Genomic DNA, 25,692 nt, shown 5'->3' with positions numbered 1-25,692 from the left:
CCGGAGGTTCCGTCCGGCCGGACGCCGTTGAACCGTCCTCCCCCGCACCCCGTTGTGCGGAGGGAACCCGAAGGCGCCCAAGGCACCGAAGGCACCTGGGACACCGAAGGAATCGAAGGAGGCGTATGTCAGGCGGTCCGCTCCGGTTCGGCGGCCCCCTCGGCATGGGCGCCGCGCGGGGCGTCGGGCCAGGCCTCGGGCGGGACGTCGGACGAGACGTCGCCCAGGCGGCCGAGCCGTTCGCGTACCTTCTCGGCGTCCGGATGGTCGAACTCCACGAAGATCGCCAGGGCCTGCCGCCAGGCCTCGCGCGCGGCCTCCGGTTCGTCGGCGTCGAGATGGACGTCCCCGAGGTTGCCGAGGGTGTGGCCCTCGCCCCAGCGGTTGCCGATGTCCCGATGCGTCTTGAGCGCCTCGAGGTGGTACTCGACGGCGGCGCCGTGCCGCCCCAGACGCCGATGGGCGGTGCCCAGGATGTCGAGGGTGACCCCCTCGACCCACCGGTTGCCGCCCGCGCGCAGCACGGCCAGGGCCCGCTCCAGGCAGTCGACCGCCTCCTCGAACCGGCCCTGCCGCTGGTAGGCGTCGCCCAGGTTGCACAGGGAGATCCCCTCGCCCCAGGCACCGCCGATGGCCCGCTCGATGACCAGCCCGCGACGGGTGTACTCGACGGCCTCGGCGAGCCGCCCGGACTGCAGATAGGCGTCGCCCAGGTTGGACACCGCGGCGCCTCTGCCGTCGTGGTCCCCCAGATCGCGGTAGGCGACCATCGCCTGCCGCAGATGGTCGATCGTCTCGTCGAGCCGGCCCGAACTGCGCAGGGCCGCCCCCACGTCCGCGAGCCCCTGGGCCTCGCCCCAGCGGTCGTCGGCGGCGCGGGCGGCGGCCAGCCCCACCCGGGCGGTGTCGAGCCAGTCGTGCATGTGGCTGCGGAGGTAGAAGAACCCCCACAGGACGGCGGGCAGCCGCCAGGCGATGCCGGGATGTCCCGACGCGGCAGCCGTGTGCACGGTGCTGACCAGGTTGCCCCGCTCCTTCTCGCACCAGCCGAGCGCCTCGTCGTACGTCGTGAACTCCAGCGGCCGGCACAGCGGGGGCGGCGGGTCCAGGGGGATCGGGCGCCGGCGCGGGGTGATGTGCGGGTAGGCGGCGTCCGCGGTGTGCAGGTACCAGGAGAGCAGCCGTTCCAGGGCCGTCGCCCGCTCGCGCGGTGTCTCCTCGGCCTGGACGCGTTCGGCGGCGTACACGCGCAGCAGGTCGTGCAGGGTGTAGCGGCCGGGGAAGTGCTCGGTGAGCAGATGGGCCCGGGTCAGCTCGACGAGCAGACCGCGGGCCTCCCGCGCCGGCAGCCCGGCGAGCGCGGCCGCGGCGGGCGCGGAGATGTCGGGCCCGGAGTGCAGGCTCAGCAGATGGAACAGCCGCGCGGCCGGGCCGGACAACGCCTTGTACGACCAAGAGAAGACCGCCCGTACGTCCGTGGTGATGTCGTCGCCCCCGGTGAAGGCGTCCAGGCTCCCGTGACTCTCGCGCAGTTCGTCGACGATCGCGCTGAGCGGGAAGCCGGGGTGCGCGGCGGCGTGAGCGGCGACGATGGACAGCGCCAGCGGCAGCCGGGCGCACCGCGTGATGATCTCGTCCACCGCCCGCGGTTCGGCCGCCGGACGGACGGTGCCGAGGCGGCGCGCCAGAAGGTCGTACGACTCGGCGGGGGTGAGCTGGTCCAGGGTCAGCGGGTACGCGCCCTCCGCCGCGACCAGACCGGTGAGCTGGTTGCGGCTGGTGACGATGACCAGGCAGCCCGGAGCGCCGGGCAGCAGCGGGCGGACCTGCTCGGTGTCACGGGCGTTGTCCAGCAGGACGAGGATCCGGCGCTGGGCGAGCATGCTGCGGTAGAGCGCCGCCTGGGCGTCGAGACCGGCGGGTATCCGCATCGGGGGGACGCCGAGGGCGTCGAGGAAGGTGCGGATGGCGTCGTCCGGTGTCATCACCACACCGGTCGGGTCGAAGCCGCGCAGGTTGACGTAGAGCTGCCCGTCGGGGAAGCGGGCGGCCATCTCGTGGGCCCAGTGCACGGCCAGGGTGGTCTTGCCGATACCGGCCATGCCGCCGATCGCGCCGATCACCACGGCGGTCGGAGTCTCACCCACGCCCGGCAACAGGGCCCTCACACGTTCGAGTTCCGCCTCCCGGCCCGCGAACGTCGGCAGATCCGCGGGCAGTTGAGCCGGGATCGCCGCCTGCACCCCGTTCGGCGGGGCCGTCCGTGCCGCGCGCTCCGGCCGGGGACCCGCGGGTTCGGGAGTCCGCGCCACGGAGGAGGGACCGGGTTCCGGCGGAGCACCGCCGCCCTCGGACGACCCGGGGCCCGACGGCGGACCGACCCCCGGAGATTCGCCGGCACCCGGAGACCCACCGACCCCCGGAGCCGCACCTGCGCCCACGGGCGGACCGACACCCATCGGCGGACCGGCGTCCAGGGACGGGTCGGCGGCCAGGATGCGTTCGTGCAGGTCCTTCAGCGACGCGCCGGGCTCGATGCCCAGCTCGGACACGAGGGTGCCACGCGTCGCCCGGTAGGCGGCCAGCGCCTCGGCCTGCCGCCCGGACCGGTACAGCGCCAGCATGAGCAGCCGGCACAGCCCTTCCCGCAGCGGGAACTTCCCCGCCAGCGCGGCCAGTTCGGCGATCACCTCGCCGTGCCGTCCGAGTTCGACGTCGACGTCCAGCCGCAGTTCCAGCGCGGTCAGCCGCTGCTCGCCCAGCCGGGAACCCTCGGACTCGGCGAGCGGTCCCGGCACCCCCGCCAGCGCCGCCCCCTGCCAGCCGCCGAGCGCGGCGCGCAGCAGGTCGGCCGCCGCGGACGGGTCACCGGCGGCCCGCAGCTTCCTGGCCTCGGCGACCCGTCTCTCGAACACCCCCAGATCCAGCGCGCCTTCGGGGATCCGGAGCGCGTATCCGTCACCGACGGAGACGATCACACGGGGGGCGGCGGTGGCGTCACGTTCCGGTTCCAGCCCCTTGCGCAGACGTGACACATAGGTCCGTACGACCGACACGGCGGCCGTCGGCGGCTCCTCGCCCCAGACAGCGTCCAGGAGTTCGCCGAGCATGACGGGGCGCCCCCGGCGCAGGAGCAGCGCCGCCAGTACCGCCCGCTGCTGCGGGGCACCGACGTCCACCTCGCGTTCCCCGCGCCATGCCCGGACCGGCCCCAGCACGGCGAAGCGCACGGATTCCTCGTAGGCGTTCACTCTCCGCACTCTACTGAACACCCCTTTCCGCTTAGGGGTGTTGAGCGTGTGCAAGCGGCCACACACCCTTCCGCTTCCGTATCGCGCCGGCCGCGATTTGAACCGTTCCCCGGCGGCGCCCGTTGCGCTACGAGGACCCGACGCGACGGGGCCCGGCCGGCAGGTACGCGGTCGGGCACGTCAGGAAGGAAGCGCCATGAGCCGTGGCGAACAGACACCCGGACCGCCCTCGGAGGACGTCCCCGCCGTGCCCGGCGAGCCGGACCCCCGCTTCACGGTGGTCATCTCCGGTGACGGTTCGGCCGCCATCGACGGTGAGCCCGTACCGTCGACCGACGGGGTGACGGTCGACGCCGCGATCCTCGACGCGCTGCACGGGTACGCGCGGGACCGCGGCACCACCGTGTCCGCCACGATCTCGGACCCGTCCGCGGGGTACGTGGCGCACGTCGAGGTGGCCCCGGACGGTTCGAGCACGCTCGTGGACCAGCGAGAGGAACCACCGCCCCCGCCGACCGCCGAGAACGCGCAGAAGCCCGGGCCGAGCGGCCTCGCCCACGACGAGGACGGAGACGAGGAGAACGCCCTCGCGTACGACGCGTACGCCGAGGACGAGGACGAGGACGAGAACCGCGACAACCGCGAGGACGACGGCGAGGACGAGGACGACGACGACTTCGACGTGGAGGCGTACACGCTGGAGCAGCAGCGCCGACGGGAGTCCCTGACACCGCCCCCGCCCCCACCCCCGCTCCCCGCCTCGAACCCGGAGGCGGACGCGGACCCGGAGCCGCCCACGGACGCGGGCTCGGACCTGGACCTGGACCAGGACCCGGCCGGCGAGGCCCCCGGATTCGCCGCGGCCTCGAACCGGGAGGCCGGATTCGGCACACCCGCCCCGCAGCTCGTCCGCCGGGCCGGGTCGCGCCAGTCGGACGACGAGTACCGGGGCCCGGGCCTGCTGCACAGACCGCTGGTCGTCGGGCCGGTGGCCCTCGTGGCGGCCGCGCTCGTCATCGTCCCGCTGGTGATGCTGGGCAGCGGCGGGTCGGACGACGGCGGGGGCCGTACCGAAGCCGCCCGGTCGACCGGCGAGACGAGCGCGAGCCCGCAGGCGGAGAGGTCGGGGCCGGTCTCCACCTCGACGGCGAGCGTCCCGCCGCCGAGCCCCTCGACGTCACCGTCGCCCGGACCGAAGGAGTCGAAGGGCGCGAAGAAGGGATCCAAGGGGTCCGGCGGCACGAAGGACGAGGGGAAGGGCGCCGGGCCCGTCGTCACGGTGACCGCCAGGCCGCCGCGGGCCACGGTGACCGCGCGGCCCGCGCAGGACACCGCCGCCACCGCCGTGAACCGGCTCGCCCGCAACGATCCCTCGGGACGGCACATCTGCTATCGCGCCTACGTCTCCGGGCAGGGCTGGCAGAAGCCCGTGTGCGACGGCACGATGGCCGGCACCTCGGGCCGGAACAACCCGATCAAGGCGCTGAACATCGCGGTGTCCGGGGGCGGCGGCTCGGCCGCCAACGCCTTCGTCCACGACCTCGCCTCGACCGACGGCCGGGGCACGTGGGAGCCGCGGTGGACGGCCGTGATCGCCGACGGCAGGAACAACTACATCGGCAGCACGAAGAAGAGCGCGCCCCGGATGTCGGGTTTCGCCATCAACATCGGCAGCGGCCGCGTCTGCCAGACGGCCAAGGTCCACGGCTTCGACTGGGGCGCCCAGGGCTGCGCCGACGCCCGCCCCGGCTACGTCTTCGGCGGCGCCCTGGAGAACGACCGCTGGCTGGAAGCGGTCAAGTTCACCCTCTGACCCCGGCCCCACCCACCCGGAACCCACCCAGGACATCGGGGACCCACCGGGCCCCAGGCCCCCCGGAACGCGAAAGCCCAGCTCGGACAAGATCCGAGCTGGGCTTCCCACTGAGCCCCCTGTCGGATTCGAACCGACGACCTACGCATTACAAGTCGATAGGTTCCACGCTGGGTCACTCCGGGATACTCCGGCTACTCTGAAAATCCCTGGTGAGTGGGTCAGTTGACTCCGGCTCACTCCGGGGATTTCGGCCCCCGATGGGACCTCCGCTCACGCACCGCTCACGCAACCGGGTGATTCCGCGCGGGTCCTGAGCTGGGCAGTTCCATTGTCTCGCGCACGCCCTGTCGCACGCAATGGCCAGACACAGAGAGGCCCCGGCCGGATCGGCGTCCGGCCGGGGCCCGGTCCCGCCCGCCCCCAGATCTCACGGGGTACGAGGCGGACGGGTCCCGGACCCGGCACCGCCGCGCCGGGTCCGGGAGATCAGAAGTTCGTGCGGCTGTACGGGTGGTAGTGCAGCCCGGCGTGCCCCCGAGGGAGGCAGCAGTGCAGGCCGCCACCGGATTGCTCGGCCCAGCAGTAGTCGGACATGGGGCCGGTGTACCGGGGCAGGGTCTTCTTGCTCACGTGATCTCTCCGTTCTGCGAGGGGCGCCGGGGCCGCATCGGGCAGCGGGGGCCGCACTCGTACACCTCGACGCTCAGGTCGTGGGCGTCGCTCATGCCGGCCGCCCGGCCGGCTGACCTCGCGCCGCGCGCCAGCTGGGTGCCGCACCAGCAGCAGTTCCAGCCGGAGTATTGGGCGCGCGTCAGCCGGTTGACGTGCGGCGGCCGCGGCGTCCAGGTCACGGCAGGTCGGCGAGCGGGATGAGGCCGCGCTGCTCCCGGCACGGCGCGCACGCGTACAAGGGGTGGGGCGGGGCGGAGTTCTTCTCGATCGCGTCCACCAGAACTGCGGTCTGTGACGGTCCCTTGTGCCAGTGACACCACTGTTCGGGCGCCTGCTCTGTGCGGGGTGCCGGGGCGTGCGTAGGCTTCGCCATGTCGACTCCAACCAGTCGTCCACGCCCGGGGCCGTGTCAGCGGCCGCCGGGTTTTTCCGTATCCGCAGCGTAGCCCTAGGTAGCTAGGGTAGCTAGGCGTGTCAGGCAATCTCGTCTCGCCGGGTGAGCCTGTCGTGCCTAGCGTCGAGATCATGGACTGGAAGCCGGACATCCCGCGGTGGCAGCAGGTGTACGAGGTCATCGAGGCGCGGATCGCGGACGGAACGTATCCGCCGGGCACACAGCTGCCGGGCGTACTGGCCCTGCACGGCGAGTTCGGGATCGCACAGATGACTGCGCGCCGGGTGCTCACCGAGCTCCGGGCTGCCGGCCTCGCCCAGATGCAGAACGGCATCGGCACCTTCGTGACTGAACTGCCCAAGCCGTAGGGGTACCCACGATCCGGGTACCCCTGGACGCACGAAAGCGGCCCCGCCCTCCCGAAGGAGAGCGGGGCCGCGGTCATCGTGCGAAGAGGGCGACGGCGCCCGTCGCTGCGCCGGCCACACCGGCGAGGACGCCGATGGTGGGCAGTGGCCATCGGGCTTTTTCCAGGGTGCGGATGCGGGTCTCGTGGTCGGCGACGTCCTTGCCGAGATCGTTCATGCCCTGCCCGATGCTGTCGAGCTTGGTCTCGACCCGGGTCAGTCCATCGCTCAGGGATCTCAGCTCCTGGTACATCTGCGCCGAACTGATGTAGACGCCCGCCGGGTCCGAGGCGGGGGCGCCCATCAGACGCCCGAGGCCGGCCGGTTGGGCACCGCCCAGGTGATGCCCCAGGCGGCGAGGACGGCGAGCGCGATGGTCACACCCTCCCCAGTGGTGAGCGCCCCGTCCTGCACGGCAGTGGCGGCGACGGAGGCGCCGGCCGCGAGCCCGGCAACGATCGACTTGGCGATGCTGGAGATCTTCATGGTGGTCCTCACTTCTTCTCGAGCGCGGTGACGCGCTGCTCTAGGGCGGTGAGCCGCTGCTCGGTGGTGGGCTGCGGCTTCGGCGCCGGGCCCGGGAGCGGGGCGGGAAGGGTGATCGGCGGGGACCACTTCGCCGGGTGCGCCAGCCGCTGCTCGACGTCCGCCCGGAACTGCTTGCCGGTGAACGCGAACCGCGCGCGGGTGCCGTACCCCTCGACCGGGCCGAGCGGGTCGACCTTGCCCTCGATCGAGGTTTCCTTGTGGCAGCCGCACGACTCTTCCGACCAGCCGTACTCCCGGCAGATCGCGGCGTTGATCCGCACCCACGCGTCGTACTGCGCCCGGGTGTACGGGTCCGTGCCGTTGCCCAGGTTCTCCGTCTCGATCCCGTATGAGAGATCGTTCCCGTCGACCGTGCCTGTGTTCTTGGCCGGCGCCGGGTGCGTGGACTCCTCGTTGAGGAACGAGTCGTAGGCGTTGCGCGCCATCAGTCCGGCGTGGTTCGCCCGGCCTGCGCTGCACAGCGTGGCCAGGCCGGACTTCGCCAGGTGGATGTGAGCGAGCGGCGCGGGCAAGCCGGGGACGCCGTTCTTGGCGACGACGGCGAGTGAGTCCTTCCCGGCGGTGTGGTGGTTGACGATCATGTGGACCGGGCCGAACGGCTTGCCGGTCTCGTCGTCCCGCTCGCGGGTGCGCCAGCCCGGGTACTCGGCGACCTTGACGCCCTCCGCCTTGAGGATCGCTATCAGCCGGTCCGGGGTGAGTGGTGTGCCCATGGGCTCTCCAGACATGAGAAAGGCCCCAGCCATCGGCACGGGGCGGCAGGGGCGGGGCAGGTCAGGTCGCGGACTCGTAGATGAAGGTGAGGCGGATCTGAGCGCCAGAGGCCAGGGTCTCGGGCCTGGCGGCGGTCATGAAGTCGATCTTCGTGTTGGTGCCGCTGCTCGACATGAACGCGGAACAGTTGCTCGCGTTCGGGGAGATGACGATCTCTCCGGCCCACCGGTCGACGCCGAGCAGGTGCGCGGTGCCGACGATGGATGCACCCGCGTTGGCGGCGGTGAACGGCAAGCTCCAGTTGTAGTTGCCGGTGCCGTAGGTGCTGGTTGAGCCGGTGGTCATGTTGATGTGGCAGATGACGGTGCGGCCGATCTTCATGTACCGGCCGACCATCGTGCCGTTGCCCAGGGCTGGTGCGGTACCGCTCGACGTCCACGTTGGGACGTATGTCGTCCAGGCGGCGAAGATCGAGTTGAACTGATCTCTCACCTCTTGGTTCATGATCGCGGCGGAGACCACCTCGCCGACGACCCAGGTGCGCGGTGTGAACGTCATGCCGGCTCACCCTCCGGTCCCGGTTCGGGACCGGGGTCCGGAGGCCGGTTCGGGTTGGCCGGGTCGTTGTCGTTCCACCAGTTCCGCAGGCCGGGCTTGAGCCCCATGAGGCTGGCCTCGACGGCAGCCGGGTCGGCGGGGAAGACGAGCGGGAACCATCCCCACTGACACTCGGTGCACGCATACCTGGGGTCGGTGGGCGAGACGATCGCGGCCGAGCCGCAGCTGCTGCAATCGGCGAGCCACCGGTTCTGGTTGATGCGGGCGAAGGCCAGGTCCTCGACGTCGCCCTCCGGCGGAATGAGGCGGCGCCCGGTCCGGTACTCCATCCATCGCCAGACCAGTTCGGCAGCGGGTACATCGGCCCACACGTTGGCGGGCTCGCGCGGCGGCGGCAGGTAGTAGGTCTCTGCCCTGACCACGGCGATCGGCATGAGGGCTCCTAGTAGGCGAGGCGGGTGGTGGAATCGAGGACGCCGTAGGTCGTGTCACCCAGGACCCAGACGCTGTCGGTAGCCGACGCCGAGGTGCGGAACTGGATGACGTGCGATCGCTCTTTGAGCGTCTCGCTGTAGCCCTCGACGGTGGCGCGGACGCTCGACGCCGGCGCCTGCGAAGGCATCGAGGTGACCGTGAAGTAGCTGGAGATGTCGGCGTCGAGGATGTCCAGATAGTTGGACATCGTGTACGCCTCGATGACCACTTCGCGCATCTCCGGCGCCGGGGAGGCATAGCGGGACACCAGCCAGTACGCCGCGTCCAGCACGCTGTTGTCGGACGTCTTGATCAAGTTGAGTTGCTGTGGGTACTCGCCGAACGCCAGGACGGAGGCGGGCGCCGTGACACGCTGCGTGGCCCCGCCCGGCCTGCTCGCCTCGACCGCGTTGACCAGCTTCTGATCGTCGTCGGCGTAGCCGGTGCCCGGCTCCAGATCGGCGTAGTCGATCGTGAAGACCTCGCTGGACGGATCGGGGTTGTAGCGCAGGTCACGGGACTGGTAGGCCAGGCCGTAGAAGTCCCGCTCGGCGTACAGCTTTCCCGACTCGGTGCTCTCGACTTCCCGCATCCTGGGCACGACACCGGTGCCGCCCGGGCCTTGCGAGGCGATGGCGTCGTGGGTGGCGCCCAGGATCGTCACCGACGGGATGCCTGCGTACCGGGCCAGCCGCGCCATGCGGACGTCGGCATCCTCACCGGAGAACCCAGTGGTCGCCGCCTGGTAGTGAGACGGGGAGATCGTCGCGCCGATGGTGCCGCTGACCGAGGTCACCGCCACGTGCGCGATCTGCCCGTTGAAAAGCCTGGCCCCGCGGTACCCGCCGATGTGCATGGTGCGCAGGCCCGTCATGTCGACGACGCTGCTGGTGAAGGACGATGCGACGCCGTCCACGTACAACTGCTTGGTGGGGTAGCCGTCGTGGACGATGTGATGCCAGGCCCCGTCGGTGAGGCTGGCGCCGCCCGAGGTGAAGACGGTGAGCGTGCCGCCGCCGTCGGTGTGCTCGATGGTCAGCACGCCGCTGGCGTTCAGCGCGTACACGATCTGGTGGTCGAGGCCGCCGTCGAACATACCGAGGATGGCTCGGCTGACGGTGGTCGTCTTGATCCAGAATTCCGTGGTCTGCCAGTACGTGGTGCTGTCGGCCGCGAACTGCGCGCCGAGATCGCCGGTCAGGTACTTGCCGGCCGAGCCGGATGCGGGTGTGAATGTGGCCGCGGTGTCGCCGGTGTCGGCCAGCCCGTCGGTGCCGAATTCGAGCGTGCCGCCCGCCGAGACCTGGGTGACGGCGAGCGCGCCGCTTCCCCGCCCCGACAGGTCGCCCGCCGCCGTTGATCCTGCGGGCTCGGTGAGGGGGTAGTACGCGGACACGAAGTCGGTGACCCCGGCGACGTCCTGGTGCAGGATCTCCTCGGCCAGCATGCTCTTGAGGACCGGCAGCCGGTTGAGCCGCTTGAACAGGTCGGTGCACGAGATGGTGACGGTGCTGGTCAAGCCCTCCCACTCGATGGGGAACTCGTTGACCATGCCGTAGAACCGCGGGCGCACGTCGGCGCCTACGAGGTCCCACTCGATGTGATCCGCGGTCCCGCCCGTCCGGGTCGCGGCGAACTCCACCGCCTGCGTCTGGCTGCCGACCCAGGCCGGGGTGGCGAGAGAGCGGCGCACGGTCCAGCTGGCGCCGTCGCCCGACGACTCCCAGTAGACGGTGCCGCCGGACTCCCGTACCCGTAGCCACACGTAGTCGATGGCGTTGTACGGGAGGACGGTGGCGCCGCCGTCCGAGAAGCCGACCTGGTTGGCCGCGCTGAGGTTGCCGCTCACCGGGTTGTACGACCAGCCGATCCGGGTTCCGCTGGTGGTCGAGTTGACCCACATCGACGCCGAGCCGGATGACGACCCGTTCGCGGTCGGCAGGGTGACGAGCTTCGCCGTCAGCTTCGAGGCGGTGAACGTCCACTCGCGGGCGGACTGGTAGCCGGCCGTCGTGCCCACGTTGACGGGCACCCGCATCCGGCCGCCCGTCTCCGAGGCGCCGCCGTAGCTGTTGGGCCACAGCGTGCTGCTGATGCGGTTGTCGTCGAAGTCGTCGCCGAGCATGGCGAGCGGGTAGGGCGCCGAGCCGGACCGGGTCGGGATGACCGCCTTTGAGATGCGGATCGGCGCGTTCTTCCGGACATACGGGTAGTAGGGGCTGGAGCTGTTGCCCGGAGTGAACCGGCCGTCCTCGTTGTCGAGGGTGAGGGTGGCCGTGCCGGGTTGTGTCTCCGACAGCTCGTCGGCCGCACCCCGGGTGATCACGGCGCCCTTGACGATGCCGTCGAAGTACTGGCTGATGTCCGTCCACGTGATGGTGCTGGGCAGCTGTACCAGCCCGCCCCAGCCCATCTCCACGAGTACAGTCATCCGTTCACCCCCCGACACTCAGTCGCACGGTCGCGCCCTGCGCGCGGCCGAACTGGACAAGGAGGCGCTGGAGTTCGCGGCCCACCGCGACCGGGTCCATGGCCTGCTCGATGACGAGGTTCACGTTGTAGACCACGCCGCCGGCGCCTGCCGCGGCAGCGCGGCCGCCGAAGACTGGCCGTGTCCCGGCGACCCGGCCGGACACCACGTCGAGCGCCCGGTCGAGGTGCGGCACCGCGTCGACCAGGCCGTGCGCGAGCCCCTTCGTGGAGAAGCGGCCGAGCTCCGCCATCACGGTGGAGGGTGACTTGATCCCCAGCGCCTTCTTGATCGCAGCCTGCATGCCCTTGGCGATGGACATCATCAGCTTCTCGATGTCCTTCTGCTGGCCCTCCAGCCCCTTCAGGAAGCCCTTCCCGGCCTGTTTGCCGGAGTCGTACAGGCGGTCGGCGCCGACCTGGCCGAGGGTCTTCGTCGACTTGTCCAGCTGGCTCTGCATGGAGTTGATGGACTTGAAGGTGTTCTTGTCCGCCCCGGCCAACGCGCTCGCGTAGGCATAGCCCTGCTCGGGGCCCATGTTGAGGATCTGCCGCAGCAGGGACTTGCTCAGGCCGCGCTTGGCCAGCATGTCGATGTACTTCGTGAACTGCTTGACCTGCGCCAACTTGCTGGCGAGCCCGCCCTTGATGCCGCCCGCGGTGACCGAGTCGGCGTCCATGCCCAGGTTGGACAGGCTGGCGCTCTCGCGTGCCGCGCTGGTCACGTCGGACGCGTACTTCTTCGCCTCGGCAATCTTGGCCGCGATGGCGTCGCGCTTCTTCGCCGAGTCCAGCAGCTTCGCCGTCTGCTTGTCGATCATCTTCAGGAGGCCGGACTCCTTCTTCCCGGAGAAGGCCGTCCTGACATCGGCCGCGAGATCCTTCGACACCGACTTGATCTTGTCGCGGGAGCCGGTCAGACCGTCGATGAACCCCTTGCCCACGTCCTTCGCCAGGGCCTTCGTCTTCTTCGACGGAGACGCGATCTGCAGCTCGGTCTTGATGCCGGTCACGACCGCACCGGCCATGGCGCGAGCCGCGGCGTCCACCGTGCCCGCGCTGCCCTTCAGTCCCTGGGCCAGTCCGTTCGCCGCAGCCGTGCCCGCGCCCGCCGTACCGGCGGCCGTCATGCCGCCGCCGGCCGCGCGCGCCATCTGCAGGCGTCCGGCGTTGAGTGCGGCCATGAAGTGGTCGCCGTACTTGGCGACCGCGGACGCGCGGATCACCCACTCGCCGTCGGACAGCATCGCCGGGATCGAATCTGACGTGCTCGTCCCCGGACCGGTGATGCGGCCTCCGGGATTGCCGCCGCCCGCGAGGCGGACGGGTCCGCCCCTGGCGCGGAAGGCCGGCGAGGCGGAGCTCTCGACCTTCCGCATCTGCACGTTGATGTACGACGTGCCGAGCACCCTGCCGATCAGGCTGTTGCTGGCGCGCCAGAACGCATCGGTGGCGGCGGTGATGCTGATGTTCTTGCCCGACAAGCGGTCGCGGGCGGCCTGCACCCGGCCGATGTCGGACTGCGCCCCGCCGGTCTTCGCCGACACGGTGACGCTGCCGTCCTTCATGTGCGTGACCTTGTAGCCCAGGGCTTCGAGCTGCCGCTCGCCCTCCTTCGTGATCGCGGACATCTTCACGGACTTGGCGTCCGGCGTCTTCTTCACGGCGGCCATGAACGCGTCCAGGTCACGGACCGCGTCCTCGGCCTTCATCTTGAACTGGACGTCCTTCTTGTCCGGGACCTTCAAGATCTTGTCGGCGAGCTTGTTCGCCTCGGTCGCGGACAGGCCCATCGTCTGCGCGTAGGCGACGAGCTTCGAACGGCCCCGCTCGTAGATGCCGTTGACCTTCTCCCACGGCTCGTTCGCATCGAGCGCTGCGGTGGTGGCCGCGTCCGTCTTCGCGCCGAGGTCGGACAGTGCGGTGGCGGCGGCCTGTGCCTTCGGCGAGTTGAGGTCGAGCTCGCCGTTGACCATCTTCAGCGAGCCGGCATTCTCCTTCGCCGCCTTCGCCGTGGCGTCGATGGCCGCCTCAAAGCCGATCATGCCGCCCAGGTTCGAGCGGTTCACGTCGTTCAGGGCGACGATGGCCTGCCGCAGTCCGTCGGTCGCCGTCTTCTGCTGGTCGAGCTTGGCCTTCGTGTCCAAGGCCTGCTGCCCGAACAGACTCATTCCCTGGGCTGCCAACTGGTTGTCGGCCTTGAGCCCGGCGAGCCCCGCTGTGTAGTCGGGGAAGAGTTCGTTGATCTCCTTCTGCGAGCGGCCCGCCGCCTTCAGCGCCGCCTTGTACGGCTCGAAACTCTTCGCCGCCTGCTCGGCGTAGCCGCTGTTCACGGCAGAGGCGAGCGCCTGGTCGAAGGACTTGAAGTCCTCGCCGAGGGCGACCATCCCGTCACCCTTGTTGATCAGGGAGTCGAGGCGGGGGGTGAGCTGGTCCAGGACCGGGCCGAACCCGGCCACGCGCGCCCAGCTCGTGCCCTCGTCCAGGGCCCGTTGCTCGCCCTTCATCTTGTTCAGCTTCGCGATGAAGGCGTCCACCGTCGGGAACGTCTTCGCCAGCTCGCCCGTGGTCTCGCCCGTTGCCGCCAGCGTCTTCAGCGAGGTGACGAGCTTGTCGACGTCCGGCGGCGCGCCGCGGGCCTTGGTGGCGAGAGCGTCGATCCCGATCGCCACCGCGCCCAGGACACCGAGCCCGCCAGCCACCTTCGTCAGCGTGGACATGCGGCCGACCACCCCGGAGATCGCCGAGCTGACGCCACCGAACCGGGCGGCCCGCACGAAGCCGGCCAGCCCAGCCGACACCTGCGCTCCGGTCACTGCGGCAACGCCGGCGATACCGATACGCACGAGGCGGAGCACCCCGTACAGCTTCACGAACACGGCCAGCGCCTCGGGCGGCACGGCGTTGACCAGCTCCGACAGGGCGTTCGCCCCGGTGAGCAGGACGATGCCCATGTCGCCGCCGGCGTTCACCAGGGTCAGCGCCGCCTTCGCCAGGTTGGTCAGCGTCTCGACCAGCATCGGGCCGGCCTCGCGCGCCATGTCCTTGAAGTCGCTGAACCCGCCGTCGGAGGCGAAGTCGCCAACCGCGCGGGACAGGTCCACGACGCCGTCCACCGCATGGTGCAGGGCGGAGGTGCTGAAGTCGGCGAAGCGGTCCATGAAGGCGTCGAAGCCGGGCGAGGCCATCCCGCCGCCGACGATCTGAACGAGGCGGTCCAGCTCCTTCGACGCTCCCTTCGCCAGGCCGGACGTCTTCGGGAGCATCGCCTGGAACAGGGCGAACGAGTGCGTGAACACGGGCATGGTGTCGCCCGCGAGAGAGTCCGACCACTCGTTGTAGGAGTCCTTCAGGGACGACAGTCCGACAGCTGCTTCCTGGGTCGCCTTCGGCATCTTGCCGAGCGTCCGCTGGTAGGTGAGCTGGGCTTGCGCCGCTCCCTGCGAGTGCTTGCCCGATTCGTCGACTGCCTCCTGGTACTTGCCCTGCGCGTCGGTCGCCTTCTTGACGTCGGCGATCTGCTTGGCGGCCGCCGCCCCGAACGCGGCGACCGCGACCGCCGCGGCGCCCGCCTGGGCTGCGAGGGGAGCCAGGGCCGCGGCTGCCGGGATGGCGGCCCCGACCTTGGCGAGCGTCTTCTCCAGGTCGCTCGCGGAGTCGCCTGCCTTGTCCAGGACAGGGCTGAGCCGGTCCCGGCCGGTCAGCGTGAACAGGAGGGTGTTGCTGGCCATCACTCACCTCCAGCTGTCTGGGCCTGAGCGGCCACGTGTCGATCGACCCAGATCACGGCCTGGAGGAAGCGGGCCCGCGGCATGGCCTCCAGCTCGGTGGGCCCGATGTGCAGGAGATGGGCGATCAGAGGCCAGTACTCGTCGAGGAGGTCTCCGATGCGGCGTCCGGCGATTCCTCCGGGGCCGGCGCCTGCGGGGTGGCGGTGGCCGGGTCTTTTGGGGCCAGTTCGCTGAACGCCTTGTCGACGTCGGCCTCGTCGTGCGCCAGCGCCCGCATGAACTCCGCCATCTGCTCGACGCCCCCGTTCGCCGTGTCCGGGTTCTTCATCAGCGTCTCGGCCATGTCGAGGATTTCGAGGTACTCCAGCCGGGCCTTCGTGCGGCGCTTCCAGCCGGGCAGGTCGAAGTCGGTGAACCGGAGCGTGGGCTGCTGCCGCTTGCGGAACACCCACAGCACGGCGCGCATCGCGGTCGGCTGTTGGTGGCGCAGCGCGGTGTCGACGTCGTCCCAGTCCAGGCCGGTGGCGGACTCGATGACGGACGACTCGATCGCGGACAGGTCGTCGGTGGAGACCTCGTCGACGGTGCCGTCTTCGTGGCGGTAGGAAACGATCACTTGCTGCTCCTGGGATTACTCAAGACGACGGCGGACGTCGTCGAGGACACGGGCGGCTTCGCGCTCCATGCGGGGGCGGCCCTTGCGGACGGTGTTGTCCCACCACAGGGGGGTGGCGTTCTGCTGCACCCAGCGGCGCTTGTTGCCGTAGACGGGGTGCCTGATCCGGCCCTTGTTGATCGCGGTCGCCATGTCCGACTTGGCGGTGATCATGTCGGGCGGGAGGCGCCCTTTGTCGAGCCAGACCTTGGCGCCCGGGTTGCCAGCGGTCCGCACCGAAATGCGGATGGCTTCGGCAATCGTGGCGCGTAGAGGCCGGGTCGTCGGGGACGGGCCGCCCGCCCGGCCGCGGCGCCCCTGCGAGGTGATGCTCAGCCCGCGGATGGTGGACTGGAGTTCACCTTGCAGGGGTTCGGCCGCGCGGCGCAGGCGGCGCTGCATTGAGGCGCGGATGTTCTCGTGACCGGCAGCCCGAAGGCGGCGCTGCAGTTCGATCAGGCTGCCGGTGTTGGTGATGCGGATGTCGGAGACCACGAGGTCACCTCACAGCGTGACGTCCGTGGACATGTACTCGATCTTCACCGGGTTGGTGCCGTCGTACAGGGCGGTGAAGTTGAAGGTGGGCCGGATGACGTCGAAGCCATCGACGACCGGGGGGCCCTCGTCGAACTTGACCGCGGGCAGGGTGATGCGGAACGTCTCGGCGTAGGTCGACGCGATGATCGGGCCGACGAACTCCCAGACGAGGGACGTCGCGCCGTCGCTGGTGTGGAGGTCGTCGAGGATCGTGTCGATGTAGTCCGTCTCCAGGCTGCCGGTGATCTTCACCTGGTCGTTGCTGATCGGTTCCTTCTTCAGCCCGGCCTGGCCCGCGTAGAAACGCTCCGTGGCCTGGGGCCGTTCGATCTTGACGCTGACCTTGCGGACGCCGTCGCGCGCCGTCTCCGAGGAATACGTTCCGGTTTTGACGGCCATCTGGCTGAAGTGGAACGGGCTCATGCTCGGGTACGCGGCCGTCGCCAGGGTCTGCGCCTCGTCGCACGTCTTGCCGTCGAACTCGAACGACCCGGTGAGCATGCCGCCCACCTCGCACGCGAACTCCGCCGAGGTGACCTTGCAGCCCAGGAACGTCTTGTCCGTGACGACCCCGGTCGTGAGGGGTACGCCCTTCTGGATCGTCAAGCTCTTGCCGAACGTGTCCGCGAGGGTGTGGGTCTGCAGGTACGCGGTGGTCGCCACCTGCTGCACGGGGGTGACCGTCGTACCCATGAGCGCCTGCAGCAGGACGCCCATGGACTTGTTGACGATCTCCAGGTCGATGGAGCCCTGGACCTCCTGGCGCGTCAGCACACGTCGGGACGACAGCGCGAGCAGGCGTCCGGCCGCGATGCCCGCGCTCTGGGCGGTGGTCTTCTTGAGGGCCAACGATTCCTTGGTGAACTCGATGAACTTGGCCGGCGCGACGAACGTGCCGTAGGTCGACTCGGCGGAGATGCCGAGCTGGGCGCCGAGGCCCGAACCGATCGCCATCAGAGATCAGCTCCCTTCGCGGCACGCGCCGCCTTCTTCGCCTCAGCCGCGGCACGCATGCCGGGCTCCTCGACGGACTCCCAGTTGGTGGTCTGGCAGACGTAGCCCTCGAACCTTGCGTCGGGGACCTCGACCACCTGGTCCGGCTCGATGAGCCGGTCGCCGAGCTCAGGCACGGTGACCGGGTCCGAGCCCACGTAGCGCACTCGCGCCATGGCTGTACTCCTCGGTTGATGGATCAGATACGGGCTCGGCAGGACACTGCGAACTCGACGCCCACAGACGCCCCTTCGCTGGCGGACTGCTGGACGTTGCCAGTCGTGAGATGCGCCCACAGGACCGCGCCGTTCAGGGTGGGGGCCTCGGGCGCCGCATCGGTGGCCCGAAGCGCCTGCTCGACCTCGCCGACCAGGTCGAAGGCGTCGGCACGGCGGAACGCCATGTCCTTGTCCCCGCCTCGCGATTCCGCGTAGCCGGAGATCACGAACGCCTCGTCGCGGGTCCGGGCCCCAGCCGCATTGAAAGACTGCTCCAGCTCGACAGCCTGATCGCTGCCCGGCGACCAGCCGATATGGATCCGGCGTCGCTGGGTCAGGTTCACCGCCGTTGGCCCATCGACGATGGCGACCTCGGCCAGCGCTGGCCTGGCCCGCAGGATCGCCAACAGCGCGTCGACCGCAGCAGGTACGCGGGAGGTCTGCACTACGCCACCCCCGGCGGGACCTTGTACGGCTCCAGCAGCTGCAGGACCCGGTTGGGGATGGCGTAGCCCCAGCCCGGCACGGCCTCGGTAACGCTGAAGTCCTCGCCGCCACCCACCCCGGACAGCCCGCGCGACGCCCCGTACTGGGTGCGCCACAGGTGCTGCAGAAGGATCCGCGCGGCGAGGTTGATGGTGGGCGGGATGGTGCCCCGGCCGGCCTCGTAGACGGCCGTCCACGGACCGCCGGCGAACGAGCCGCCGTCGCGGCGGCGGATGATCCCGGCGTCGCTGTCCATCACGACGTCGTCCGTCGCGAGGGCGGCCCCGCCGGTCAGGATCGGAGTCAGGGAGGTGAGCGAGACGACGGGCACCTGCGTGACGGCGATCGTGGGGCCCCGGCCGTCGACGGTCTCGGTCACGGTCCGGTTCTCGACCGGGCCCACGTAGCGCTCGATGGGGGCGGTGAGCGCTTCGATGTACACCTGCAGCTCGGTGTCGTCGGCAGTGCCGTCGATGTCGAGCTGGGCCTTCGCCTCGGCCAGCGTCAGCAGGGCCATGCCGCCCGCCTCAGCTCTTGGCGCCGCGGGCAGTGCGCCGCGGCTTCGACTCGGCCGCGGTCTCCTCCGGGCCGGCGCCCCACCGCTTCAGCTCGGCGTCCACTGCCGCCACACGGTCCTTGCGGCCGTGGGTGACGTAGCCCGCGCGCTCGCGCCGCAGGGACGCGATGTACGCCTCGTCGGCCGTGGGCACCTCGGAGACGACGCTCTCCCCGGTACGCACGTTCGTCGCGGTTTCCCTCTCGGGCATGTCGTACCTCCTCGCGGCCCCGGGCCGGACAGCCGCAGCCGTCCGGCCCGGGAAGCCGTCAGAACGTCGGGGTGACCAGACCGGTGCCGGCGATGACCGAGATGGCCTTCGGGTAGCGCGAGGCGTGCAGGGCCGCGTAGTTGTAGAACCGCAGCAGCACGGACAGCTGGTCGGCCTTCGTCTCGCGGAACGCCTCGGCCTGCGGGGTGCCCTCGAAGAAGATGACGTCCGTCGACCGCAGGATGACGATGCGGTCCTCGTTGGTGCCGGCCCCGAGGTTCACCGGGATGTTCGGGTCCACGTACACGGGCAGGCCCTGCAGCGTCCCGACGAAGCCCTCCGACGCGACGACGCCCATGGCGGCGAGGACGTTCTGCGGCATGTTGGCCGAGGGCACGACCAGCGGCCGGCCCGCGGTGTCGACGGCCGCGGTGAACCACGCCCACCGGCGGGGCGCCATGAAGATCTTGTCTCCGGGCAGGAACCGTCCGGTGTGGATCTGCTGGATCGCGTCGGCGACCTTCGGGTACAGCTCGGCCGTGGTCGGCGAGGCGTCGGTGTAGGTCACCGCGTTGAGGCCGGACACGTTGAGCAGGCCGACCTTGTTGGTCGCGTTGTTGTTGATGACGAAGGTGTCGGCCTTGACCGCGTAGTCCGCGGCCAGGTCCGCCAGCAGGATCTGGTCCATGTTGATCGGCGACTGGTCCAGCAGCTGCTGGGCGACGACCTGCTGTCCGGCGATCGTGGTCACGTTCGCGGTCACCGAGTTGGTGGTCGCGTCGGTGTTCTGCACCGCGGTGTTCTGCGTGGTCTGCTCCGCCACCGCGGTACCGGTCGCGACGCGCGGCAGGCTGATCGCGTCGGTGCCGGAGGGCAGCCCCATCGGGCGGACCTGGTCGGCGACCACACGGCCACCGCGGGCCAGCGCGATGTAGTCGTTGATCATCCACAGCGGCGGGACGAACTCGCCGCCGGCGCCGTCCGTCGTGGTCAGCGCGCGGGCCTCCATACCCGCCAGGGCCTGCTCAGCGCCGCGGGCGATCCGCTCCACGTGGTCCTGGACCTCGCGGTCGTTGCGCGACAGCCGCTCGATGGACGACGTGTCGCCCTTCATCTGGGCCCGGAACAGGTCGCGGAAGTACGACGTCTGCCCGCCCTTGCGGTAGGTCTCCGGTTCCGAGACGACGGTCACGCGCTCGCGCCGCTCGCCGGTCTGGCGGTGCTCGGCGAGGATCTCCGCCGCGCGCTGCTCGCGCTGCTCGTCCTTCTCCAGGTCGGCGATCCGCTCGCGGAACGCCTCGATCTCGGTGTCCTTCGACTTGAGCGCCTCGCGCTTCTCGCCGAACGTGCGGGCCTCGTCGTCGGACAGGTCCCGGCTCTCGGCCTTCGGCGCCGCGAGGATCCCGTCCATCTCGGTCTTCAGCGCGGCCCGGGCTTCGAGCGCGGCTGTCATCTGCTTGCGCAGGTAGGCGAGCATGGCTCGCTCCCTTCATAGGGTTGTGGTGGGGTCGCGCCCGCTGAACCGTCGGGGTGGTGGTCCAGGTGGTGGCGCTCGTGCGGGCAGGCCGACGAGCGCTCCGGCGTGGACTCCGGCGCGTCAGGTGGTGCAGGCGGAAACGGCTCAGGCCAGCAGGTCGGCCTCAGCCAGGTACAGGGACAGCGGGTGCCGGGCCGCCACGGGGGCGGGCTCCAGGCGCCGCTGCAGGCGCTCGTACAGCGCCCGCGCGTCCGCCTCGTCGAGGCGGTCGAAGTCGGCGGAGCGCATCGCGCCCACCGTGGTGGCGGGGTTCGCACCGAAGTTGACGACGCTCACGTCGCCGCGGTGCAGGTCCACCTCGAGGATGTCCCGCTGGTCGTAGTCCGGGGACCACTGCTGCCGGGTCACCCGGAACGCGAACGACATCTCGTCGACGCTGCCCTCCTCGAGGGCGGCCAGCATGTCGCCGACGTCGGAGCGCTTCGTGGAGACGTCGGCCTCCATGTGCAGGCCGGTCGTGTCCTCCGACAGGCGCAGGCTGCCGGCCTTCGTGTATGCCATCGCCAGGCCGCCGTGGTTGAGCAGCAGCTGCACCTGCGGGTTCTCCGCCAAGGTCTTGGCGAACGCGCCCGTGCGGACGACCTCGCTGTACGGGCCCAGCCAGTCCCACATCTCGAACGGCGACTCGGTGACCGAGGCGTACCCCTCGACCGTGGACACTCCGCTCGCGCCCTTCTTGGCGCGGACTTCGAGCTGCACGGGGAACGCGCGCCGCTCGGTACCGGACGTCTTCGCCCGGTCGCTCTTGACGCTCACGGCGTCCCCTTTCACTGTCCGGTCTCTTCCGGCTTCGCGGTAGCCAGCGGCAGCGGCACATCGCCCCCGGGCAGCGGAGCCTTGTCCTCGATGTCGCGCACCTCGTTGGGCACTGCGAACTGGTTGCGCAGGGCGATGGCGTGCGCGCGGTAGCGGGTCAGCAGGTCGGTACGGGCCAGCGCGGCGCGGTTGATCTTCACGTACTGCCCGGGCGGCAGCATCGACGTCCACATCCGCTCGGTGCGCACGAGCCATCGGTCGAGTGCGTAGGTCAGCAGGTCGAGGCTGCGCTGCTCGACATTGGCGTAGGTCATAGACCCGCCCGTCTCATAGCCGAGGATCTCCGGCATGCCCGGCCCGTAGATCCGCGCGCACTCGGCGGCCGTGTACTTCTGCGTCTCCAGGAACTGCGACTCCTCCGGGGCCACAGAGACCGCCTGGAACTTCCAGCCCTGCCCCAGGACCAGCGGCTCCCGCGAGCCGCGCAGCGCGGCCATGAACCGCTCCTTCGCCACACGCGCCTGCTTCGGGTCCAGGGCCTGCTCGTTGGTCAGCAGCCCCGACGGGGTGCCGCCCTCCTCGAAGAACTGCTGGCCGAACTTCGCGGCCGCCAGGCCCTGGCCGATCGTCGATGCGTGGTGCGCCACCGGCGACAGCCCCAGCAGCCGGCCGGGAATCGAGTACGCCCGCTGGTGCCACATGTCCGCAGCGGCCTCGGCATCGAGCGTCTCCCCGGACACCCGCCAACGGGCCACCCCGCTGGCCGGATCCCGCCAGCCCTGCACCTCGTCCGGGTGGTACAGGACGACCTGCGTAGGGTTTGCCATCCGGTCCCGGTCGGCCACCTTGCCGTAGGTGTTGCCGCGCAGCAGCACCGACATCATGTACTGGTACGTCCAGTCGCCCAGCCCGTACCCGTCGCCTGCCGGGTCCTCAAGGAGCGGCGGCTTTGGCAGTTCCTTGCGGGAGGCCCCGGTGCCCTCGTACACGTCGACGGGCAGCGTGGACACGAGGGATGCGACCAGGTCCGTGGCCGCCCATACGGCGACCTTCTGCAGGCTTGCCTCGGCGTGTGACAGGTTGATGCTCGCGAACGTCGAGCCCAGCATGGACGGCCGGGGGATCGGCGGCTCGGCGAACGGAGACCGCCTCTCGCGTCGGCTGAAGAACAGGCTCACCTCGACCTCCAGTCCGCGGCCAGGCAGAACAGACCGGCCACGGCCAGCCCTGCGGGTACGTAGATGAGCCATGCCGCCGCCGACAGCAGCAGCGCACCGGCCGCGCCGGGCAGATGCCGCAGCGACCAACCGGCCGCCGTCGCCAAGGCGCCCGCGACCTTCGCCCTGGTCATACGGGCCCCTCTCAGAAGATGTTGTCCATCGGGTCGACGTCGTCCTCGACCTCGGCGCCCAGGCCCCACTTGGCGAAGGTCGCGGCCACCAGCGGGCTGATGTCGACGTTCACGCCGCGGCGGGCCCACGCCCACGCATCCCCGAGCGGCCGCTTCTGTGCGCCCGCCAACGCTGTCGCGAGAGGTGCTTGATCGAGGTGGCTAAGGGTCTGCTCGGTGACCGCGTCGTAGAACTGGCCGCACGCGTTGGCCACGTCGCGGGCCTTCGGCTTGACCACCTCGACGCCGAGCCCGTTCTCTTCGTCCTCCAGGTCGGGAATCAGCGATCCGGCCGGGCCGCCCGGGTCGACCACCCAGCAGCGCGGCTTCCACTTCTTGTGCAGTTCCTTGGCCCGCTCCAGGATCCAGCCGGTACCGGGCCGATGGTCGACGACCTCGACGTGCACGCCGCCCCGCCAGCGGCCCGCTACGGCGATGGCCGCGTGCGATCGTTCCGGGGTCATGTCGATGGCGAAGACCACTTGGCCCTCAGCCGCAGACTCGGCAGCCGCCAGCGCCCGCCACACGTCCTCACCGATGACCTGCCACGTGTCCGCCGTGTCCGACGGATACACGCCCACGCCCAGGCGCTCGCGGGAGAACAGGGTGTCGCCCAGTGTCAGCCGCTCGTTCCCGGACTTCTCCAGCGTCAGCCGGTAGCCGATCGCCGGGTTGGACTTCAGGATCGACTCGGGGTCCGCCACGTTGTCGTGCTCCGTGCAGCCTTGCCCGCACTCGTCACGGTGCTCGTTGATCGACCACTCGAAGTAGGCGAGCGTCGGATCCGGCACACCGGTCTCGGCGGCCGCCAGGGCCCGGCGCCGCAACCGGCCCAGCTGTACGGACTGGTGGCCGATGCCCGCGCTCCCCAGGTACCAGGTCTGCGGGTTCGCGACCGCGGCCAGCGTCGGTGCGAGCGCCGCCATGGCGTCGTCCCCCAGGATCATGTCCTCGTCGAGGATTACGCAGTCCGCGGTGAAGCCACGACCGGAGCCACCGGAGCGGGCGATGAACCGCAGCTCCTGCCCGGAGTGCAGCTCGATGGCCTCGTCACCTACCGTCTTGCGGTAGATCTTCACGCGTTTGTGCAGGTCAGGGCATGCGCGGATCAGGTTCTCGATCCGCTTGTACGCGTTCTTCGCCGTCTTGAACTCGTGCGCCGAGTGCAGGATGAGCCGCTCGCCGCCGATGAACAGGCCCCACAGCTCCCGGGCTTCGAGCACCCCGCCCTTGCCGTTCTGGCGCGGGATGTTCACGCACACCTCGGGCGCCGCCCAGTTGCCGTCCGCCCGCTCACCCATGCCCTGGTCGAGGATGTGCTGCTGCCACGGATCGAGCTTCAGCCCGGCGCGGGCCGCCAGGTCGACGGCCTCCTGCCCCGCGCTCGACAGCGCCGTACCCGGCACGGTGAAGAGACGGGGGCGCTGGTGGCCGTACACGGGGCCGTCAGCCACCGACGGCCCGCTCTGCTGCAGCGGCTCGGCGCTTCTTTCGCTGCTCAGCAATGTCATCGACGGTGTCCCCCTTCTCCCCGACGGGGGCCAGCCGCCGCAGGTCGGCCATGATCGAACGGAGTTCGCGGGCAGCAACGGCCTTGGCCGTGGGGGCGTCCGTGCCCGCCATGGCCATCGCGAGGTCCAGGGCGACGGCGGCCATGCCGGGCGAGGTCTCGTCGGCATGAAGATCTTCGAGCTCGTGAGTGATCTTGTCGACAATGCTCACGACCACCCCCGAGTTGGCGTGGACACGGCCGTCACTAATTCACTCGAACCGAGTTCGCGGAAATAGCGGAGTCACGGAGAGTGATGTCACGGAGAGTGAAGCCACTAATGTGACCCAACTCAGTTCGCGTGAATAGGCTTTCAAAATCGCCGCGCAAAAAATCGGGCGAGAAGGGCGTTTGGGTCGCCCGGTCCTGCGCCTAAAAAGTGTCCGGGCTCCTCGGTTCGATCATGATCACCACGCCCGGGATGCCTGGGGCATCGCCTCGGCCGGCCGCCCGCGCCGGGCGTTGTACCAGCGGGTGACGACCCGTTCCATCTCGGGCTGCCGCATGGCCTTGACCCTCTGCATGACGATGTCCCGCCCGGGGTCGACGGTGATGATGCGGGCTTCCAGCCTCTTGTACTTCGCGAGCGCCTTGGCGCTGGGCTGGGTGTGGATCAGGTAGACGTCGACCTTGTCGAGGTGCTGGCATGCCTCGTCGATGGCTGCGTACCGGGCTCGGTGCACGACTCGGGTCAGCACGTCGGTGTGGTTGTGGTGGTCAGCGCCGGGGCCGGCCATCGCCAGTGCCATCAGGTCCAGGTCGATGACGATGTCACGCGCTGTCGCGTGCGCCTTGATCCAGCTCGACTTGCCCGCGGCTGGTGGACCGGTGACGACGATCAACACACCGCGTCACCTACCCTGTGACTGTCGGCCCTGCGTGATGACAGGTGTCCTAGTGCGCACACCGGCTTGGCCGGAGGAACCGTGGGTGTGAGCCCCACGGGGGAAGCGCGGGGCCGTCTCACCATCTCCGTGATGCTCGCTGCGGCGCTGTCCTGGGTTGCACCGTGGTGCGGTTGCCGCGGGCCGAGTTGCACCGGCGGTGTGCCGACCTCGCGTTGGCGGGGTCGAGGAGGGAGCCGCCTCGGCTGAGGGGTACGAGGTGGTCGAGGGTGAACGCGAGCGGGTGCCGGCGGCCGTCGACAGCGGTCGGGATGTTGTGGCCGCAGATCCAGCAGGGGAGGCCCAACGCCTTCTGTGCGGCGACGAGGCGGCGGTAGGGGCGCCCGTTGCGGATATCGGCCACGGGCGCCTCCTTGCTCGGCTAGGGCTGGTTGGCCTCGGCGGACCTGGACGCTTCGTCGATCAGGTCCTGGAGGGCGTCGCGGCCTTCCTGGTTGGACTGCTGGATGCCGTCCATGTAGGCCTTCAGGTAGTCGCCTTGGCTGAGGCTTGAGCACTCGTCGGGGACGGGCTCGGAGGGTACTTCGCCGTTGGCGTCTGCCTCGATGCTGGCGACGGCGTCCACGCATGCCTGGCGGGCTGCGGCTTCGTCGACGGTCGGCGTGGGGCTGGCGGCGGCCGTGGTGGGCTCGCTGGGCTTCCCGCCGTCGGACTGGCTGCTGCAGCCGGCGGTACCGAGCGCGAGGGCGAGTAGGGCTGCTGCGGTGGCTCTTCGGATGTGCATGGTCCCCCCAAGGACTGTGGATGCTGAGTGGGCATCATGCGCCGTTGGGGAGCCTCGTGGTGGCCGTGTGGCAGTCCTGTGACTCGTGAGAGTGAAGGTCCGCCGCCTGGGCCCCGGGCTCACCGCGGCCCGTGTCCTGC

The 25,692-nt window shown here is 70.3% G+C and carries 28 protein-coding genes; 2 read left to right on the top strand and 26 right to left on the bottom strand.

Features of this window, described 5'->3' with window-relative positions; genetic code table 11:
• Positions 1-128: 128 nt before the first annotated feature.
• Positions 129-3,251, bottom strand: coding sequence for a BTAD domain-containing putative transcriptional regulator (locus ACFRIC_RS30890; protein ID WP_382792525.1), 3,123 nt, complete (start codon positions 3,249-3,251; stop codon positions 129-131).
• A gap of 196 nt (positions 3,252-3,447) precedes the next feature.
• Here ACFRIC_RS30890 and ACFRIC_RS30885 point away from each other — a divergent pair, with 196 nt between their 5' ends.
• On the top strand, positions 3,448-5,064 hold the full coding sequence (locus ACFRIC_RS30885) for a hypothetical protein (RefSeq protein WP_382792523.1): 1,617 nt from the start codon (positions 3,448-3,450) through the stop codon (positions 5,062-5,064).
• Between the two features lie 489 nt (positions 5,065-5,553).
• On the opposite strand, the gene ACFRIC_RS30880 is transcribed toward ACFRIC_RS30885, so the two are convergent.
• Positions 5,554-5,697 carry a hypothetical protein gene (locus ACFRIC_RS30880; protein ID WP_382792521.1) on the bottom strand — a complete coding sequence of 48 codons (144 nt, stop codon included), beginning with the start codon at positions 5,695-5,697 and terminating at the stop codon, positions 5,554-5,556.
• 217 nt (positions 5,698-5,914) lie between these two features.
• Complete coding sequence (locus ACFRIC_RS30875; protein WP_382792518.1) at positions 5,915-6,112, bottom strand: hypothetical protein; 198 nt, start codon at positions 6,110-6,112, stop codon at positions 5,915-5,917.
• 152 nt (positions 6,113-6,264) lie between these two features.
• Here ACFRIC_RS30875 and ACFRIC_RS30870 point away from each other — a divergent pair, with 152 nt between their 5' ends.
• On the top strand, positions 6,265-6,501 hold the full coding sequence (locus tag ACFRIC_RS30870) for a GntR family transcriptional regulator (RefSeq protein WP_382792516.1): 237 nt from the start codon (positions 6,265-6,267) through the stop codon (positions 6,499-6,501).
• A gap of 73 nt (positions 6,502-6,574) precedes the next feature.
• Here ACFRIC_RS30870 and ACFRIC_RS30865 read toward each other — a convergent pair whose 3' ends face one another.
• The 23 genes from ACFRIC_RS30865 to ACFRIC_RS30755 form a co-directional block, all read right to left on the bottom strand.
• Positions 6,575-6,844 (bottom strand): hypothetical protein, encoded by a 270-nt coding sequence (locus ACFRIC_RS30865; protein WP_382792514.1) that lies wholly within the window; start codon positions 6,842-6,844, stop codon positions 6,575-6,577.
• Positions 6,844-7,026 (bottom strand): hypothetical protein, encoded by a 183-nt coding sequence (locus tag ACFRIC_RS30860; protein WP_382792512.1) that lies wholly within the window; start codon positions 7,024-7,026, stop codon positions 6,844-6,846. The genes ACFRIC_RS30865 and ACFRIC_RS30860 overlap by 1 nt, the downstream gene beginning before the upstream one ends.
• A gap of 8 nt (positions 7,027-7,034) precedes the next feature.
• Entirely contained in the window at positions 7,035-7,802 is a 768-nt protein-coding gene (locus ACFRIC_RS30855; protein ID WP_382792509.1) for an N-acetylmuramoyl-L-alanine amidase, read from the bottom strand.
• Between the two features lie 61 nt (positions 7,803-7,863).
• Entirely contained in the window at positions 7,864-8,361 is a 498-nt protein-coding gene (locus tag ACFRIC_RS30850) for a hypothetical protein (protein ID WP_382792507.1), read from the bottom strand.
• Positions 8,358-8,795, bottom strand: coding sequence for a hypothetical protein (locus ACFRIC_RS30845; RefSeq protein WP_382792504.1), 438 nt, complete (start codon positions 8,793-8,795; stop codon positions 8,358-8,360). Before ACFRIC_RS30845 ends, ACFRIC_RS30850 begins: the two co-directional genes overlap by 4 nt.
• A gap of 8 nt (positions 8,796-8,803) precedes the next feature.
• Positions 8,804-11,266, bottom strand: coding sequence for a LamG-like jellyroll fold domain-containing protein (locus ACFRIC_RS30840; RefSeq protein ID WP_382792502.1), 2,463 nt, complete (start codon positions 11,264-11,266; stop codon positions 8,804-8,806).
• 4 nt (positions 11,267-11,270) lie between these two features.
• The gene (locus tag ACFRIC_RS30835; protein WP_382792499.1) at positions 11,271-15,035 is read right to left on the bottom strand and encodes a hypothetical protein; all 3,765 of its coding nucleotides are present in this window, start codon (positions 15,033-15,035) and stop codon (positions 11,271-11,273) included.
• Between the two features lie 124 nt (positions 15,036-15,159).
• The gene (locus ACFRIC_RS30830) at positions 15,160-15,651 is read right to left on the bottom strand and encodes a hypothetical protein (RefSeq protein WP_382792497.1); all 492 of its coding nucleotides are present in this window, start codon (positions 15,649-15,651) and stop codon (positions 15,160-15,162) included.
• Positions 15,652-15,666: 15 nt separating this feature from the next.
• Positions 15,667-16,185, bottom strand: a complete 519-nt coding sequence (locus ACFRIC_RS30825; protein WP_382792495.1) for a hypothetical protein — start codon at positions 16,183-16,185, stop codon at positions 15,667-15,669.
• Positions 16,186-16,194: 9 nt separating this feature from the next.
• Positions 16,195-17,181 (bottom strand): phage tail tube protein, encoded by a 987-nt coding sequence (locus tag ACFRIC_RS30820; protein WP_382792492.1) that lies wholly within the window; start codon positions 17,179-17,181, stop codon positions 16,195-16,197.
• Positions 17,181-17,396, bottom strand: a complete 216-nt coding sequence (locus ACFRIC_RS30815) for a hypothetical protein (RefSeq protein ID WP_382792489.1) — start codon at positions 17,394-17,396, stop codon at positions 17,181-17,183. The genes ACFRIC_RS30820 and ACFRIC_RS30815 overlap by 1 nt, the downstream gene beginning before the upstream one ends.
• Before the next feature lie 23 nt (positions 17,397-17,419).
• Positions 17,420-17,884: a hypothetical protein gene (locus ACFRIC_RS30810; RefSeq protein WP_382792486.1), complete on the bottom strand. Its 465-nt coding sequence runs from the start codon at positions 17,882-17,884 to the stop codon at positions 17,420-17,422.
• On the bottom strand, positions 17,884-18,441 hold the full coding sequence (locus ACFRIC_RS30805; protein ID WP_382792483.1) for a head-tail connector protein: 558 nt from the start codon (positions 18,439-18,441) through the stop codon (positions 17,884-17,886). Before ACFRIC_RS30805 ends, ACFRIC_RS30810 begins: the two co-directional genes overlap by 1 nt.
• Before the next feature lie 10 nt (positions 18,442-18,451).
• The gene (locus tag ACFRIC_RS30800) at positions 18,452-18,691 is read right to left on the bottom strand and encodes a hypothetical protein (RefSeq protein ID WP_382792480.1); all 240 of its coding nucleotides are present in this window, start codon (positions 18,689-18,691) and stop codon (positions 18,452-18,454) included.
• 58 nt (positions 18,692-18,749) lie between these two features.
• Positions 18,750-20,168: a phage major capsid protein gene (locus ACFRIC_RS30795; protein ID WP_382792477.1), complete on the bottom strand. Its 1,419-nt coding sequence runs from the start codon at positions 20,166-20,168 to the stop codon at positions 18,750-18,752.
• 144 nt (positions 20,169-20,312) lie between these two features.
• On the bottom strand, positions 20,313-20,984 hold the full coding sequence (locus ACFRIC_RS30790) for an HK97 family phage prohead protease (protein ID WP_326786456.1): 672 nt from the start codon (positions 20,982-20,984) through the stop codon (positions 20,313-20,315).
• Between the two features lie 11 nt (positions 20,985-20,995).
• A complete protein-coding gene (locus ACFRIC_RS30785; RefSeq protein ID WP_382792473.1) occupies positions 20,996-22,162 on the bottom strand; it encodes a phage portal protein in 1,167 nt (388 codons plus the stop codon).
• On the bottom strand, positions 22,159-22,335 hold the full coding sequence (locus tag ACFRIC_RS30780) for a hypothetical protein (protein WP_382792470.1): 177 nt from the start codon (positions 22,333-22,335) through the stop codon (positions 22,159-22,161). The genes ACFRIC_RS30785 and ACFRIC_RS30780 overlap by 4 nt, the downstream gene beginning before the upstream one ends.
• A gap of 11 nt (positions 22,336-22,346) precedes the next feature.
• Positions 22,347-23,828, bottom strand: coding sequence for a terminase (locus ACFRIC_RS30775; RefSeq protein WP_382792468.1), 1,482 nt, complete (start codon positions 23,826-23,828; stop codon positions 22,347-22,349).
• On the bottom strand, positions 23,821-24,096 hold the full coding sequence (locus ACFRIC_RS30770; protein ID WP_382792465.1) for a hypothetical protein: 276 nt from the start codon (positions 24,094-24,096) through the stop codon (positions 23,821-23,823). Before ACFRIC_RS30770 ends, ACFRIC_RS30775 begins: the two co-directional genes overlap by 8 nt.
• A gap of 234 nt (positions 24,097-24,330) precedes the next feature.
• The gene (locus tag ACFRIC_RS30765) at positions 24,331-24,768 is read right to left on the bottom strand and encodes an AAA family ATPase (RefSeq protein WP_382792463.1); all 438 of its coding nucleotides are present in this window, start codon (positions 24,766-24,768) and stop codon (positions 24,331-24,333) included.
• A gap of 118 nt (positions 24,769-24,886) precedes the next feature.
• Complete coding sequence (locus ACFRIC_RS30760) at positions 24,887-25,171, bottom strand: HNH endonuclease (RefSeq protein ID WP_382792461.1); 285 nt, start codon at positions 25,169-25,171, stop codon at positions 24,887-24,889.
• Between the two features lie 18 nt (positions 25,172-25,189).
• On the bottom strand, positions 25,190-25,552 hold the full coding sequence (locus ACFRIC_RS30755; RefSeq protein WP_382792458.1) for a hypothetical protein: 363 nt from the start codon (positions 25,550-25,552) through the stop codon (positions 25,190-25,192).
• Positions 25,553-25,692 lie beyond the last annotated feature (140 nt).

This window comes from Streptomyces sp. NPDC056738, from assembly GCF_042790435.1.
Lineage (GTDB): Bacteria > Actinomycetota > Actinomycetes > Streptomycetales > Streptomycetaceae > Streptomyces.
Note: the sequence above shows the minus strand (reverse complement) of the source record. Positions and strands in the feature narration are given on the sequence as shown.

Bases quoted from the DNA above. Each gene is read 5' to 3' on its own strand.
- ACFRIC_RS30870 (WP_382792516.1), top strand. From the start codon at position 6,265: ATGGACTGGAAGCCGGACATCCCGCGGTGGCAGCAGGTGTACGAGGTC.
- ACFRIC_RS30850 (WP_382792507.1), bottom strand. From the start codon at position 8,361: ATGACGTTCACACCGCGCACCTGGGTCGTCGGCGAGGTGGTCTCCGCC.
- ACFRIC_RS30755 (WP_382792458.1), bottom strand. From the start codon at position 25,552: ATGCACATCCGAAGAGCCACCGCAGCAGCCCTACTCGCCCTCGCGCTC.
- ACFRIC_RS30805 (WP_382792483.1), bottom strand. From the start codon at position 18,441: ATGGCCCTGCTGACGCTGGCCGAGGCGAAGGCCCAGCTCGACATCGAC.
- ACFRIC_RS30820 (WP_382792492.1), bottom strand. From the start codon at position 17,181: ATGGCGATCGGTTCGGGCCTCGGCGCCCAGCTCGGCATCTCCGCCGAG.
- ACFRIC_RS30855 (WP_382792509.1), bottom strand. From the start codon at position 7,802: ATGGGCACACCACTCACCCCGGACCGGCTGATAGCGATCCTCAAGGCG.
- ACFRIC_RS30845 (WP_382792504.1), bottom strand. From the start codon at position 8,795: ATGCCGATCGCCGTGGTCAGGGCAGAGACCTACTACCTGCCGCCGCCG.
- ACFRIC_RS30780 (WP_382792470.1), bottom strand. From the start codon at position 22,335: ATGACCAGGGCGAAGGTCGCGGGCGCCTTGGCGACGGCGGCCGGTTGG.
- ACFRIC_RS30865 (WP_382792514.1), bottom strand. From the start codon at position 6,844: ATGGGCGCCCCCGCCTCGGACCCGGCGGGCGTCTACATCAGTTCGGCG.
- ACFRIC_RS30800 (WP_382792480.1), bottom strand. From the start codon at position 18,691: ATGCCCGAGAGGGAAACCGCGACGAACGTGCGTACCGGGGAGAGCGTC.
- ACFRIC_RS30860 (WP_382792512.1), bottom strand. From the start codon at position 7,026: ATGAAGATCTCCAGCATCGCCAAGTCGATCGTTGCCGGGCTCGCGGCC.
- ACFRIC_RS30815 (WP_382792489.1), bottom strand. From the start codon at position 17,396: ATGGCGCGAGTGCGCTACGTGGGCTCGGACCCGGTCACCGTGCCTGAG.
- ACFRIC_RS30795 (WP_382792477.1), bottom strand. From the start codon at position 20,168: ATGCTCGCCTACCTGCGCAAGCAGATGACAGCCGCGCTCGAAGCCCGG.
- ACFRIC_RS30835 (WP_382792499.1), bottom strand. From the start codon at position 15,035: ATGGCCAGCAACACCCTCCTGTTCACGCTGACCGGCCGGGACCGGCTC.
- ACFRIC_RS30840 (WP_382792502.1), bottom strand. From the start codon at position 11,266: ATGACTGTACTCGTGGAGATGGGCTGGGGCGGGCTGGTACAGCTGCCC.
- ACFRIC_RS30875 (WP_382792518.1), bottom strand. From the start codon at position 6,112: ATGGCGAAGCCTACGCACGCCCCGGCACCCCGCACAGAGCAGGCGCCC.
- ACFRIC_RS30885 (WP_382792523.1), top strand. From the start codon at position 3,448: ATGAGCCGTGGCGAACAGACACCCGGACCGCCCTCGGAGGACGTCCCC.